Raw genomic sequence first — 12,394 nt, 5'->3', positions numbered from 1 at the left:
CACCCGGCCGACGACCACGGCCCGGGCCACGTACGAGCCGCGGGGACCTGATGACCCACCAGTCCGAACCACTCCTGCCGGGCGTCCTCGCCATCGACGCGGGGAACTCCAAGACCGACGTCGCCCTGATCGGCACCGACGGCAGCGTCCTCGGCACCGCCCGCGGCGGCGGCTTCGAGCCGCAGAAGATCGGCGGCGCGGCGGCCGTGGCGGGCCTCGCCCCGCTGGTCGAGCAGGCCGCCGCCGCGGCCGGCCACCCGTCCTGGCGCGGCGTGCTCACCAGCCACGTCAGCGCCTGCCTGGCCAACGCCGACCTGCCGGTCGAGGAGGAGGCGCTGCGCGAGGCGCTGGAGTCCCACCCGTGGGGGGTCGGCAACACCGTCGTCAACGACACCTTCGGCCTGCTGCGGGCCGGCACCGACGGCCCGCGCGGCGTCGCGGTGGTCTGCGGCGCCGGGATCAACTGCGTCGGCCTCCTGCCGGACGGCCGCACCGCCCGTTTCCCCGCCCTCGGCGAGCTCACCGGCGACTGGGGCGGCGGCTCGGGGCTCGCCGTCGCCAGCATGTGGCACGCCGTCCGCGCCGAGGACGGGCGCGGCGGGCCGACCGGCCTGGCCCGGGCGATAGCCGAGCACTTCGGCCTGCCCAGCGCCGGGGCCGTCGCCGAGGCCGTGCACCTCGGGCACCTGCCGAGCGCGCGGCTGCACGAGATCACCCGGGTGCTGTTCGCGGTCGCCGGCGAGGGCGACGAGGTGGCGCTGGGGCTGCTCGACCGCCAGGCCGACGAGATCGTCCGGCTCGCGGTGGTGGCGCTCGGCCGCCTGGAGCTGCTGGACACCCCGACCCCGGTGGTGCTGGGCGGCGGCGTGCTCGCCGCCCGGCAGCCGCTGCTGCTGGACAACCTGACCGCCCGGCTCGCCGAGGCCGCGCCGCTGGCCGAGCCGCGCGTCGTCGTCGCTCCGCCGGTGCTCGGCGCGGCGCTGCTCGGCCTCGACCACCTGGCGGCGGGCGAGCGGGCGCAGGCCCGGGTGCGCGAGGCGTACGAGGCGGGCCGGCCGGTGGCGGTCTGACGCCGGCTCATCGACCTCCCTCCCTCCGCCGGACCCGCACGTCCGACGGGGGGAGGGAACCGCGGGCCTGCCCCCGATCGTGTCAAGCGGGTACCGACAACCGCCGCCGGCCGGGGAGACTTGTGCCATGGCCCCGCCCCGCACCCTCCTCGCCGCCGCCCTGCTGGCCTGCGGCACCGCAGCCGTCCTGACCGGCTGCACGCCCGCCGACTCCGGCGCCACGGTGGCCGCCGCCTCCGCCGCCGCCATGGCCGACGAGGGCGCGGACGACCTGCTGGACGAGGACGACGACCTTTTCTACGAGGAGGACGAGGAGTCCTACTCCGCGGCGGACGGACCGTCCTGGCCCGCCGCCTCCCCCGCTGCCTCCCCCTCCTCCGACGCCTCCTCCTCCGCTTCCCCCGAAGCCCCCGACGGGTCTTCCGACGAGCCGTTCGCCGCGCCCTCCGCCGGACCGGGGTGCGCCGCCCCCACCCTGCTCCCCGGTCACGAGGTCCTGCTCGTCGTCTCCACCGGCCCGGCCGAAGTCACCGCCCGGCCCGCCAAGTTCGGCTGCGGCTCCGCCCGCTACGAGCCGGCCGGCAGCCCCGTCCACTACGGCTTCGCGAGCGCCGGCGTGGCCGCGACCCTGGTCGGCGGTCCGCAGGACGACCCCGCCGGGGCCGTCCCCCTCGACGAGCTGATCACCCACATCGCCGACTGCCTGGCCGAACGCGAGCCGGACGCCCCGTACGGCTGCCACGGGAACGCCTACGACGTGGTGCTGGACTCCCACGGCCGGATCATGCGGATCGGCGAGGTCGAGGGTCCGTAGTCCGGGGCAGCGGGGAGGAACGGGGCACCGGGCTACGGGGTGACCAGGCCGAACTCGTAGGCCTGGATGACCAGGTGGACCCGGTCCCGGGCGTCCAGCTTGGTGAACAGCCGGGCGACGTGGGCCTTCGCGGTGGCCACGCTGATGGTGAGCTCCGCGGCGATCTCGGCGTTGGACAGGCCCCGGCCGACCAGGGTGAGCACCTCGCGCTCGCGCCCGGTGACGGCCTCGGCGACGGGTCTGCGGGGCTGGGGCGCCCCGGCCGGGCGGGCGGCGAACTCGCCGATCAGCCGACGGGTGATGCCGGGCGCCAGCAGGGCGTCCCCGGCGGCGACCACCCGGATGCCGTCCAGGATGGTCTCCAGGGCGAGGTCCTTGACCAGGAAGCCGCTCGCCCCGGCCCGCATCGCGCCGTAGACGTAGTCGTCGTCGTCGAAGGTGGTGAGGACGAGGACCTGGGTGGGCAGGTCCGGGTCGGCGGTGATCCGGCGGGTGGCTTCGATGCCGTCCGTGCCCGGCATCCGGATGTCCATCACGGCGACGTCGGGGCGCAGCCGGGCGACCAGTTCCACCGCCTCGGCGCCGTCGCCGGCCTCGCCGACCACCTCCAGGTCGGGGGCGTCGGCGATCAGCACCCGCAGGCCGGTGCGGATGAGCGGCTGGTCGTCGACCAGGACGACGCGGATCACGGTCCCACCTCCACGGGGGTCTCGACGGCGGTGTCGGCCGCGGCCCCGTCGGGGAGCGGCAGTCGGGCGGCGACCAGGAAGCCGCCCCCGGAGCGCGGGCCGGCGCTGAACTCTCCGTGCAGCAGGGCGACCCGCTCGCGCATCCCGGCCAGGCCGTAGCCGTTGCCCGGGCCGGTGCCGGTGCCGCCGGTCGCCGCTCCGGCGCCCAGGTCGAGCACCGTGACGCCGAGTTCCCGCGGACCGTACTCGACGGCGACCCGGCAGTCGCGCGTGCCGGAGTGCTTGACCACGTTGGTCACCGCCTCCTGGACGATCCGGTAGGCGGCCAGGTCCACCTCGGGCGGCAGCGGACGGGCCGCGCCGCGCCGGGTGAGCGCCACCCGGACCCCGGCGCCCGCCGCCCTCGCCACCAGCCGGTCCAACTCTCCCAGCCCGGGCGCCGCTTCGAGCGGCGCGGCCTCTCCCTCGCCCTGCCGCAGCGCGCCCAGCATCCGGCGCAGCCCGGCCAGGGTCTCCCGGCTGGTGGCCTCGATCGCCTCCAGGGCGGCCCGGGTCTCGGCGGGCTGGGTGTCCATGACCCGGCTGCCCATGCCGGCCTGGATCGCGATGATGCCGATGTTGTGGGCCACCATGTCGTGCAACTCCCGGGCGATCCGCAGCCGTTCGGCGGTGACGGCCTGCTCGTGGGCCCGGCCGCGCAGCACCTCGGCGTGGGCGCGGCCCTGGTGCACGGTGTTGCCGACCAGCCAGGCGATCAGCACGGTGGCGGCGAGGCCCGCGTAGCCGACCGGCGCGATGGCGTAGCCGCTGACGACGCCGTGGAGGAACAGCCCCAGGAGGGTGGCGATCGGCAGCGCCAGGGCGCTGAGCGACAGGCGGCGGGAGCGGGTGGCCGCGCAGTAGCCGACCACCCCGTCGGCGATCAGGAACTGGAGCGGCGCGGTCTCCGGGACCTGCCGCATCCCGAGCGCGTAGACGGCGCCCGCGAGCGCCACCACGACGGCGGCCAGCGGCAGCCGGACCAGCAGCGCCGCGACCAGGGTGGTGACCACCGCGGTGACCACCATCGGCATGTCCTCGGGGTTGCCGTAGTACGAGAACAGGTGGCGCAGCTCGTCCTCGCGGGTGAGGAAGCGGTAGACGATCACGGTCGTCCACAGCGCCCCCACCCACACGCCCGCGGGCAGGCGTCTGAGCAGCGGCGGACGGGGTTCGGTGATCATGGCGCGATGGTAGCCGCGGCCCGACGGCGGCACATCGGTCCGGGGGCGTAATCCCCGGGGCCAGTACGGCGGCCGGCGGTTGTGGCCCGCGGCCCGATGCCCGGGCCGGGCGCCGACCGCCACCGTGGTCCCCGTGATCGAGATCGAACGACTGACCAAGCGGTACGGCGCCACCACGGCCGTCGACCGGCTGAGCTTCACCGTCCGGCCCGGCGTCGTGACCGGCTTCCTCGGCCCCAACGGCGCCGGCAAGTCCACCACCCTGCGGATGGTCCTGGGCCTCAACACCCCCACCGGGGGCACCGTCACCGTGGCCGGGGTGCCCTTCGCCGACCGGCCGCGCGGCCTGCGGCACGTCGGGGCCCTGCTGGACGCGGGCGACGTGCACGGCGGGCGCAGCGCCCGGGCACACCTGTCGGCGCTGGCCCGCGCCAACCGCGTCCCGCCCGGGCGGGTGGACGAGGTGCTGGCGGAGGTCGGGCTCGGCGCGGCCGCCGGGCGGCGGATCGGCGGCTACTCGCTGGGCATGAAGCAGCGGCTGGGCATCGCCGGCGCGCTGCTCGGCGACCCGCCGGTGCTGCTGTTCGACGAGCCGCTGAACGGGCTGGACCCGGAGGGCGTGCTCTGGGTGCGCGGGCTGTTCCGGCGGCTCGCGGACGAGGGCCGCACGGTGTTCGTCTCCAGCCACATGATGGCGGAGATGGAGCACACCGCCGACCACCTGGTGGTGATCGGGCGCGGCCGGCTGCTCGCGGACCAGAGCCTCGCGGAGTTCTCGGCCCGCGACGCGGCCTGCTCGGTGGCCGTCCGGTCGCCCGAACTCCCCGAACTGGCCGGTGCCCTGCGCGCGGAGGGGGCCGAAGTACGGCTGGTGGAGCCGCGGTTCGGGGTCGTCACCGGCATGCCGGCCGCGCGGATCGGCGAACTCGCGTCGCGGCACGGCGTGGTGCTGCACGAGCTGGCCGTACGGACGTCCTCGCTGGAGTCGGCGTTCCTGTCGCTGACCGCCGACAGCGTCGAGTACCCGGCGGGAGAGGCCCGATGAGCACCGTGACCCCGGCGTCCGCCGAACCCGCGCCCCGGTTCCTCGACCTGCTCGCCGCCGAGTGGATCAAACTCCGCTCGCTGCGCTCCACCTACTGGGTGCTGGCGCTGGCCTCGCTGGTGGCGATCGCGGTCAACGTGAACGCCGTCCACAACGACCTGCCCTACCTCGACCAGCCGCCGCTGCCGCCCGGCGGGGCGCCGTACTCGTACGACCCGCTGTTCCACGGCCTCGGCGGCATCGCGAGCGACCTGATGGCGATCGCGGCCGGCAGCCTCGGGGCGATCACCGTGTTCGGCGAGTACACCACCGGCCTGATCCGCACCACCTTCGCCGCCGTGCCGGACCGGCGGGGCGTGATCGCGGCGAAGGTGCTGCTGATCGGCGGGATCACCGGGCTCGCCGGGGCCGTGGTCTCGGCGGGCTCGTTCCTCGCCGTCAACGCGATGCTGGCCTCCCGGCACCTCGGGCTCTCCGTCACCGACCCGGGCTGCCTGCGGGCGGTGCTCGGCTACGCGGCGGTCGTGCCGGTCTGCGCGCTGATCGGGATGGCGCTGGGCGCGCTGCTGCGGCACGCCACCGCCTCGATCGTGTCGCTGGTGCTGCTGCTGCTCGTGCTGCCGATGGTCTTCGGCGGGGACCGCTACCGGTGGCTGAAGGAGATCGGCACCCACCTGCCGCCGGCCACCGTGCAGCGGCTCACCATCAGGCCGGGCTCCGCCGTCACGATGGGGAAGTACGCGCCGGGCGTGCTGGACTCCTGGATCACCATGGGGGTGTGGGGCGCGGCCGCCGTGGTGGTGACGGTGGCCGTGGTGCGGCGGCGGGACGTCTGATCCGCCCGCTCAGCCGAGGCCGAGCCGCCGCGCGGTCGCGGCGGCCGGCCGGTACGGGCGCTCGGGCGGCAGCAGCCGCTGGGCCTTCGCCGCCTGCCCGCCACGGACCAGCGCGGCGATCCGCCGCACCTGCGGGGTGAGGTCGGTGAGCTCGACGACCCACTCCTCGGCGAAGGCGCGGATCAGCGACCGGCCGACGCCCACCTGGATGCTGTAGTGGTTCAGCGCCGCTCCGCGCAGCGACCGCTCCGGGTCCCACTGCACGTGGACCGCTGCGTCCGCCAGCTCGTCCGGGTGCGCGGTGGTCGGCACGGCGCGGGCGAGCGCCTCCTCCCAGCCCTCCCGGGTGGTCCGGACCGCCAGCACCCTGGTCTGACCGGGCTTCTGCGCCCAGTTGCTGCGGTGCATCAGCCAGCGGAACGAGGGCTTGATCCAGGTCATCCGGTGGAAGCCGAACGGCGCCACGAACCGGCCGGCCGCCAGCGCCGCGTCGGCGACGGCCGGCGGGTAGGCCTGGTAGAGCACGATCGTCCGGTCGTCGTGGTCGGCACGGATCTCGCGCAGTGCGGTCATCTCGCGGCACCCCCTCGACCCGGCACGCTGCCAGGGCGGGCGGCGCGGTGCAACGGGATTACCCGGCGGCGCCGGGGGCGGCTCAGGCCACGGCCGCCTTGCTGCGGAAGGCGCCGAGGGTGGCCGCCGGGACGCCGCAGCCGGGGAGAAAGGAGGCCGCGCCGCCGTGGTGGGTGTGGACGCGGTCGAGGAAGACCGACATGGCCTCGGCCGGGGCCTCCAGGAGGGGCGCGGGGATGGTGAGGTGGCGGCCCCGGGAGTCGGTGACGCGGGAGGTGGAGCGGTCGTTGAGGGCGGTGCGGTGGCGTTCGGCGAGGCCGGCGAAGATCTGCGGGAGCGCGTCGGCGGTGCGGGTGTAGTCGGCGACGATGCGCTCCGCGGGGACGCCGAGGAGGTCCAGTAGGAGGGCGGTGAGCAGCCCGGTGCGGTCCTTGCCGGCGGCGCAGTGCAGCAGGACGGCGCCGGGGCGGACGGTGGCGTCCACGGCGGCGGCCACCGCCTCGGGCGCGGATTCCGCCAGCAGGACGTAGAAGTCGCCGAGGTCGGCGGCCGTGGCCATGGTGCCCATCCGCGCGGTGAGGACGTCCGTGGCGGGGTTCACCGGGGCGGCGACGACGGCTATCCCGGCGGCCTCGGCGGCGGCCCAGTCCCGGGGGTCGGTCTCGCGCGGGTCGCGCAGGTCCACGATGGTGCGGATGTCGCAGCCGCGCAGCTGGGCGACGGTGGCCTCGTCGGCGGCCGGGAACGGCTGGGCGGAGCGGTACAGCACACCGGGGCGGACCCGTCGGCCCTCGGGGTCGCCGAGGACGGCGGCGTCGCGGAAGTTGACCAGGGACATGCGGGAGGCCTTTCGGTGGTGCCGCACCCGGGACGGCACGGGAGATCCGGAGGGGGCGGAGACATCTAGACGTCTAGATGTGTAACCCCTCCGAGGGCCGCCGGGCAAGCCTCGGTGGCGCAGGTCCCGGCGGAGCAGGTCCCAGCGGAGGTCCCAGCGGCGCAGGCCCCGGCGGCGCGGGCCTGCGCCGCGGCGCGCGTCCCGATCGGTGCATCCCTCCATCCCACTCCCATCGCCCGGCCACGGCGACCCGGGCCGTACGGCGCCCGACCGGCCCGGTCGATCCGGTCCGCTCCGTAGGATCGGACCCGTGGCGACGAACCCCCCGAGCTCCCCGAACACCCCGGTGTACCGCCGTCTGGCCCGCCGGCTCCAGGAGCGCATCGACGCCGGCACCTACCCGGCGGGCGCCCGGCTGCCCAGCGAGCCCGAGCTGAGCGCCGAGTTCGGGGTGAACCGGCTGACCGTGCGGCAGGCGGTGGCGGAGCTGGAGCGGGCCGCCGTGGTGGAGATCCGCCGGGGCGTGGGCACCTTCGTCCGCCCGCCCGCCGTCCGGGTGTCGATCGCCGTGGACCCGCGCAGCCAGCGCTTCGACCTCGGCAGCGTGCCCACCGCGCTGCCGAACGAGGCCCGCACGGACGGCGAGTTCGTGGTGGCCGCCCCGCCCGTCCTCGGTTCGGCGCAGGACGCGGAGGCGGCCCGCCGGCTGGGCCGCGCCCCGGCGGAGCTGTCCCGGGTGGACTCGGTGATCCGGCTGGGCGGGCGGCCCCGGGCGGCGTGCAGCTACTGGGTGCCGTTCGGCCCGCTGCCCGCCGAACTGCTCCGGCCGGGGCGCCCCGGGAACCTGGTGCCGGCCCTGGCGCGGGCCGCGGGGGTCGAGCTGGAGTACGACTGGCGGGCTTTCGGCGCCGTCGGCGCGGACCTCGCGGACGCCGAACTGCTGGGCGTGCCGCCGGGCACCGCGCTGCTGGTGCGCGAGGGCGTCAGCTGCACCCCGGACGGCGCCCCGGCGCTGTACGTACGGCGGCGGATCGACGGCAGCAGCGCGCGCTTCGTCCTGCACTTCCGCGACCGGTAGCGCAGGGCCGGTCCGCGCACCCGCCCTGATAGGTTCGGCGCCGGAATACCAGGCCGCACGGGGGTTGGCAGGACAGCGTGACCGAGGGGCTCGACCACGACATACCCGCCGAGCTGGCCGAGGTCTACCTCGTCCTGCTCGGCGACGTCTCCCGCACCGGCCGGCTGCTGCGCCGCGAGGAGCTGGAGCGCCTGCGCAGGCTCGGCGAGCACTGCGCCGAGGCCGGGTACGGGCTGCGCGAGGTGGTGTCGCACTGCCTGGCCGCCGCCCGGCGCGCCTGGCAGACGCTGCCCGGGACGACCGCCGCGAGCAGCGTCAACGAGCTGCGCCGCACGGGCGACGCGGTGCTGTCCGCCACCGACGCCGCGCTGGCCGCGCTGGGCGAGGGCCACGAGCGGGCGCAGCGCCTGGCCGTGCGCCAGGAGGAGGCGGCCCGGCGGGAGTTCGTCGACGACCTGCTGTTCGGCCGTGGCGACCTCGGCCTGCTCGCCGAGCGCGCGGAGCGGTTCGGGCTGCGGCTGGCGGGCGCGTACACGGTGGCGGTCGCGGTCGGCGACGAGCCGTTCGCGGACGTGCATCCGCTGGTGCACCGGGTCGAGCGGGAGCTGGCCGGGCGGTTCGGCGAGCGGAACGTCCTGCTGGCGGGCAAGGACGGCCGGCTGGTGTGCGTCGCCCCGGACTCCGACCGGGCTGTGCTGGAGGCCTTCGCCGAGCTGACGCTGCGGCCCGGCACCGGCGGCCAGCCGGTGCGGCGGGTGGCCACCGGCCGCCGGCACTCGGGCCCGAGCGGGGTGCCGCGCAGCTACGAGGAGGCGCTGGACACGCTGGACTACGCGCACCGGCTGAACCTGCCGGCCCGGCGGCTGCGGGCCGAGGAGCTGCTGGTCTTCCCGGTGCTGATGCGCGACCGGTCGGCCATGGCCGACCTGGTGCGCAGCGTGCTGGGCCCGCTGACCGAGGCCCGCGGCGGCGCCCGTCCGCTGCTGGACACCATCGCCGTGCAGGCGGAGGCCGGGTACGTGAACGCGGAGGCGGCGCGCCGGCTGGGGCTGAGCGTGCGCACCCTGGGCTACCGGCTGGAGCGGATCAAGGCGCTCACCGGCTACGACCCCTCGGACGCGCTCCAGCGCTTCACCCTGGAGACGGCGGCCATGGGCGCGCGGCTGCTGAACTGGCCGGAGCGGCCGCTGTAGTCCCGCCGCGGCGCACCCGCGCGGTGCTGCCGGGACCGTCCGGGGGCCGTCCTGTTGCCGAGCCGTTGCAGTGTCACGCCGGACGCGCGTACCAGGGTGTCAAGAGGGCGTAAAGATTGCCGGATCCTGGCAATGTGCGGCGGGGCCCGGCACTGCCATGATCTCCCCGGCGCCGATGCGCGGTGCCGGGGGAAGGACGGGGGAGCGTGGCCGGGTTGGGGGGATTCTTCGCGGCCGCGCTGGCCTTCCCGACGGCACTGTTCAGCTTCGCGCTGGTGGTGGTGGCCGGGTACTGGCTGCTGATGCTGCTGGGCGGCCTGGTGCCCGGCGCCGTGCACGGGGGGCACGGCGGCGGGCACCACGCGGACGTCGGGCACGGGCACGTCGGGCACGGGTACGTCGGGCACGGGCACGTCGGGCACGCGGGGCACGGTGCCGGGGGGCACGGTGCCGACGACGGGTCCGACCGGCACGGGGCCGGCCACCACGCGGGCGTGCTGGACGCGCTGGGGCTGGGCGGGGTGCCCGTGACGGTGGCGGTGTCGCTGCTGGTCGCGCTCGCCTGGTTCGTCAGCCTGGCCGGCACCGTCCTCACCTCGGGGGCGCCGGCGCGCGGCGGCGTGTTCGCCGTCGCGCTGGTCGCCTCCTGGGCGGGCACCCGGGTGCTCGTCCGGCCGCTGTCGCGGCTGTTCCCGGAGGACCGGCCGGTCACCCGGAGGGACTTCGTCGGCCGGGTCTGCGTGATCCGGACCGGCCGGGTGACGGCCGGCTTCGGGCAGGCCGAGGTCACCGCGGAGGACGGCTCCACCGCGACCGTCCAGGTCCGCACGGCGGAGCCCGAACCGGGCCTGACGGCCGGGCGGACCGCCCTGATCTTCGACTACGACGCCGAGGGCGAGCACTTCCTGGTGGCCCCCTTCGACCCGCCGTCCGGCCTCGCCTGACCATCTCCCCGCACCAACCCGCCATCTCGTCAAAGGACTCCGTGATGGACACCATCGCCGTGGGTTTCGGCGTGCTCGTCGCCGTCGTACTGCTCATCGTGCTCGCCGTGCTGCTGTTCGTGGGCCGTCTGTTCCAGAAGGTCGAGCAGGGCAAGGCGCTGATCGTCTCCCGGACCAAGAAGGTGGACGTGACCTTCACCGGCGCGGTCGTCCTCCCGGTGCTCCACAAGGCCGAGTTGATGGACATCACCGCGAAGACGGTGGAGATCCACCGGGCCGGCCGGGACGGCCTGATCTGCCGGGACAACATCCGCGCGGACATCCGGATCTCGTTCTTCGTCCGGGTGAACAAGACCGTCGAGGACGTCGTCAAGGTCGCCCAGTCGATCGGCACCGCCCGGGCCAGCGACCCGCAGGCGATCCAGGAGTTCTTCGCCGCCAAGTTCGCCGAGGCGCTCAAGACCGTCGGCAAGCAGTTGGACTTCACCGACCTGTACACCCACCGGCACGAGTTCCGGGACCAGATCATCGCGGTCATCGGCACCGACCTCAACGGCTACACCCTCGAGGACGCGGCCATCGACCACCTGGAACAGACCCCGATGAGCCAGCTGGACGGCGACAACATCCTGGACGCCCAGGGCATCCGCAAGATCACCGAGCTGACCGCGATCGAGCACGTGCGCACCAACGAGTACCAGCGCACCGAGGAGAAGGAGATCACCCGGCAGAACGTGGACGCCCGGGAGACCGTCCTGGAGCTGGAGCGCCGCCAGGCCGACGCCGAGATCCGCCAGCGCCGCGAGATCGAGACCCTGCGGGCCAAGGAGGACGCGGTGATCGCCCGGGTGCAGGAGGAGGAGCGGCTGAACGCCCAGACCGCCTTCCTGCGCACCGAGGAACTGCTCGGGGTGCAGCGGGAGAACCAGGCCCGCGAGGTCGCGGTGGCCCAGAAGAACCGCGAGCGGGTGATCGCGGTGGAGAACGAGCGGATCGAGAAGGACCGCCTGCTGGAGGTCGTCGGCCGCGAGCGGGAGACCGAGCTCGCCGCGATCGCCAAGCAGAAGGAGGTCGAGTCCGCCAGGCGCGAGGTCGCCGACGTGGTCCGCGAGCGGGTCGCGGTGGACCGCACCGTCGCCGAGCAGGAGGAGGCCGTCAAGACGCTGCGCGCCACCGAGGAGGCCGAGCGCGTCCGCAAGGCCGTCGTCATCCAGGCCGAGGCCGAGGCGCAGGAGAAGCTCGTCAAGGACATCAAGGCCGCCGAGGCCGCCGAGCAGGCCGCCGGGCACAAGGCCCGCGAGGCGCTGGTGCTGGCCGAGGCCCGGCAGCAGGCCGCCGAGCTGGACGCGGCCGCCAAGATCCGGATGGCCGAGGGCGTCCGGGCGGAGGCCGCCGCCGAGGGGCTGGCGCTGGTCCAGGTCCGCGAGCAGGAGGCCGCGGCGGTGGAGAAGGTGGGCCGCGCCGAGGCGGTCGTCCAGGCCGAGAAGGCCAAGGCCGCCGCGCTGGAGATCGGCGGCCGACTGAAGGCCGAGGCCGAGGGCCTGACCGAGAAGGCCGCGGCGATGGCCAGGCTGGACGAGGCCTCGCGCGGGCACGAGGAGTACCGGCTGCGGCTGGCCGCCGAGAAGGACGTCCGGCTGGCCGGGCTGGACGCCCAGCGGCAGATCGCCGAGGCCCAGGCGGCGCTGGTCGCTGCCGGGCTGGAGAAGGCGAAGATCGACATCGTCGGCGGGGACTCGGTGTTCTTCGACCGGCTGGTGCAGTCGGTGACGGCCGGCAAGAGCGTGGACGCCTTCGTCGGCCACTCGCAGACCGCGCAGACCCTGGCCGGCCCCTGGCTGGACGGACGGGCCGGCTTCACCGAGGACCTCACCAGGGTGCTCTCCTCGGTCTCCACGGCGGACGTGCAGAACCTGACGGTGTCCGCCCTGCTGATGGGGCTGATCGGCTCGGGGGCCGGCGGCCAGGCCGGGCAGCTGCGCCAACTGCTGGAGTCGGCGCGGCAGCTGGGCGTCGCCGAGACCCCGATCGGGGCGCTGACCGGCGGCGCCGTCTCGGCCAACGGCGCCAAGTAGCGCACCGCGCACCCGA

Annotated in this window: 12 protein-coding genes; 8 read left to right on the top strand and 4 right to left on the bottom strand. The window is 75.5% G+C overall.

Annotated elements, in window-relative coordinates; genetic code table 11:
• The first annotated feature begins 50 nt into the window (after positions 1-50).
• Together ACZ5GH_RS25190 and ACZ5GH_RS25185 are read left to right on the top strand one after the other, a co-directional pair.
• Positions 51-1,070 (top strand): N-acetylglucosamine kinase, encoded by a 1,020-nt coding sequence (locus ACZ5GH_RS25190; RefSeq protein ID WP_387757916.1) that lies wholly within the window; start codon positions 51-53, stop codon positions 1,068-1,070.
• 127 nt (positions 1,071-1,197) lie between these two features.
• Positions 1,198-1,884 carry a hypothetical protein gene (locus ACZ5GH_RS25185; protein WP_387757914.1) on the top strand — a complete coding sequence of 229 codons (687 nt, stop codon included), beginning with the start codon at positions 1,198-1,200 and terminating at the stop codon, positions 1,882-1,884.
• A gap of 32 nt (positions 1,885-1,916) precedes the next feature.
• Here ACZ5GH_RS25185 and ACZ5GH_RS25180 read toward each other — a convergent pair whose 3' ends face one another.
• Complete coding sequence (locus ACZ5GH_RS25180; protein WP_464335292.1) at positions 1,917-2,573, bottom strand: response regulator; 657 nt, start codon at positions 2,571-2,573, stop codon at positions 1,917-1,919.
• A complete protein-coding gene (locus ACZ5GH_RS25175; protein ID WP_464335291.1) occupies positions 2,570-3,796 on the bottom strand; it encodes a sensor histidine kinase in 1,227 nt (408 codons plus the stop codon). Before ACZ5GH_RS25175 ends, ACZ5GH_RS25180 begins: the two co-directional genes overlap by 4 nt.
• Positions 3,797-3,929: 133 nt before the next feature.
• Between ACZ5GH_RS25175 and ACZ5GH_RS25170 the strand changes: the two genes are divergently transcribed.
• Complete coding sequence (locus ACZ5GH_RS25170; RefSeq protein ID WP_387757909.1) at positions 3,930-4,841, top strand: ABC transporter ATP-binding protein; 912 nt, start codon at positions 3,930-3,932, stop codon at positions 4,839-4,841.
• Positions 4,838-5,677: an ABC transporter permease gene (locus ACZ5GH_RS25165; protein ID WP_464335290.1), complete on the top strand. Its 840-nt coding sequence runs from the start codon at positions 4,838-4,840 to the stop codon at positions 5,675-5,677. Before ACZ5GH_RS25170 ends, ACZ5GH_RS25165 begins: the two co-directional genes overlap by 4 nt.
• A gap of 9 nt (positions 5,678-5,686) precedes the next feature.
• On the opposite strand, the gene ACZ5GH_RS25160 is transcribed toward ACZ5GH_RS25165, so the two are convergent.
• Together ACZ5GH_RS25160 and ACZ5GH_RS25155 are read right to left on the bottom strand one after the other, a co-directional pair.
• The gene (locus tag ACZ5GH_RS25160; RefSeq protein ID WP_464335289.1) at positions 5,687-6,250 is read right to left on the bottom strand and encodes a DUF4291 domain-containing protein; all 564 of its coding nucleotides are present in this window, start codon (positions 6,248-6,250) and stop codon (positions 5,687-5,689) included.
• Between the two features lie 82 nt (positions 6,251-6,332).
• Positions 6,333-7,088 carry a tyrosine-protein phosphatase gene (locus ACZ5GH_RS25155; protein ID WP_387757904.1) on the bottom strand — a complete coding sequence of 252 codons (756 nt, stop codon included), beginning with the start codon at positions 7,086-7,088 and terminating at the stop codon, positions 6,333-6,335.
• Between the two features lie 310 nt (positions 7,089-7,398).
• Here ACZ5GH_RS25155 and ACZ5GH_RS25150 point away from each other — a divergent pair, with 310 nt between their 5' ends.
• The 4 genes from ACZ5GH_RS25150 (at position 7,399) to ACZ5GH_RS25135 (ending at position 12,378) form a co-directional block, all read left to right on the top strand.
• Positions 7,399-8,166, top strand: coding sequence for a GntR family transcriptional regulator (locus ACZ5GH_RS25150; protein ID WP_387757903.1), 768 nt, complete (start codon positions 7,399-7,401; stop codon positions 8,164-8,166).
• Between the two features lie 77 nt (positions 8,167-8,243).
• Positions 8,244-9,359, top strand: coding sequence for a PucR family transcriptional regulator (locus ACZ5GH_RS25145; protein ID WP_387757901.1), 1,116 nt, complete (start codon positions 8,244-8,246; stop codon positions 9,357-9,359).
• Positions 9,360-9,565: 206 nt separating this feature from the next.
• Positions 9,566-10,303 carry a hypothetical protein gene (locus ACZ5GH_RS25140; protein ID WP_464335288.1) on the top strand — a complete coding sequence of 246 codons (738 nt, stop codon included), beginning with the start codon at positions 9,566-9,568 and terminating at the stop codon, positions 10,301-10,303.
• A gap of 44 nt (positions 10,304-10,347) precedes the next feature.
• Positions 10,348-12,378: a flotillin family protein gene (locus tag ACZ5GH_RS25135; RefSeq protein ID WP_464335287.1), complete on the top strand. Its 2,031-nt coding sequence runs from the start codon at positions 10,348-10,350 to the stop codon at positions 12,376-12,378.
• Positions 12,379-12,394: the final 16 nt, after the last annotated feature.

The sequence above is a fragment of the Kitasatospora sp. Xyl93 genome (assembly GCF_055383135.1).
Note: the sequence above shows the minus strand (reverse complement) of the source record. Positions and strands in the feature narration are given on the sequence as shown.

Coding starts and splice junctions, on each gene's coding strand:
- ACZ5GH_RS25190 (WP_387757916.1), top strand. CDS start 51: ATGACCCACCAGTCCGAACCACTCCTGCCGGGCGTCCTCGCCATCGAC.
- ACZ5GH_RS25165 (WP_464335290.1), top strand. CDS start 4,838: ATGAGCACCGTGACCCCGGCGTCCGCCGAACCCGCGCCCCGGTTCCTC.
- ACZ5GH_RS25135 (WP_464335287.1), top strand. CDS start 10,348: ATGGACACCATCGCCGTGGGTTTCGGCGTGCTCGTCGCCGTCGTACTG.
- ACZ5GH_RS25155 (WP_387757904.1), bottom strand. CDS start 7,088: ATGTCCCTGGTCAACTTCCGCGACGCCGCCGTCCTCGGCGACCCCGAG.
- ACZ5GH_RS25185 (WP_387757914.1), top strand. CDS start 1,198: ATGGCCCCGCCCCGCACCCTCCTCGCCGCCGCCCTGCTGGCCTGCGGC.
- ACZ5GH_RS25175 (WP_464335291.1), bottom strand. CDS start 3,796: ATGATCACCGAACCCCGTCCGCCGCTGCTCAGACGCCTGCCCGCGGGC.
- ACZ5GH_RS25160 (WP_464335289.1), bottom strand. CDS start 6,250: ATGACCGCACTGCGCGAGATCCGTGCCGACCACGACGACCGGACGATC.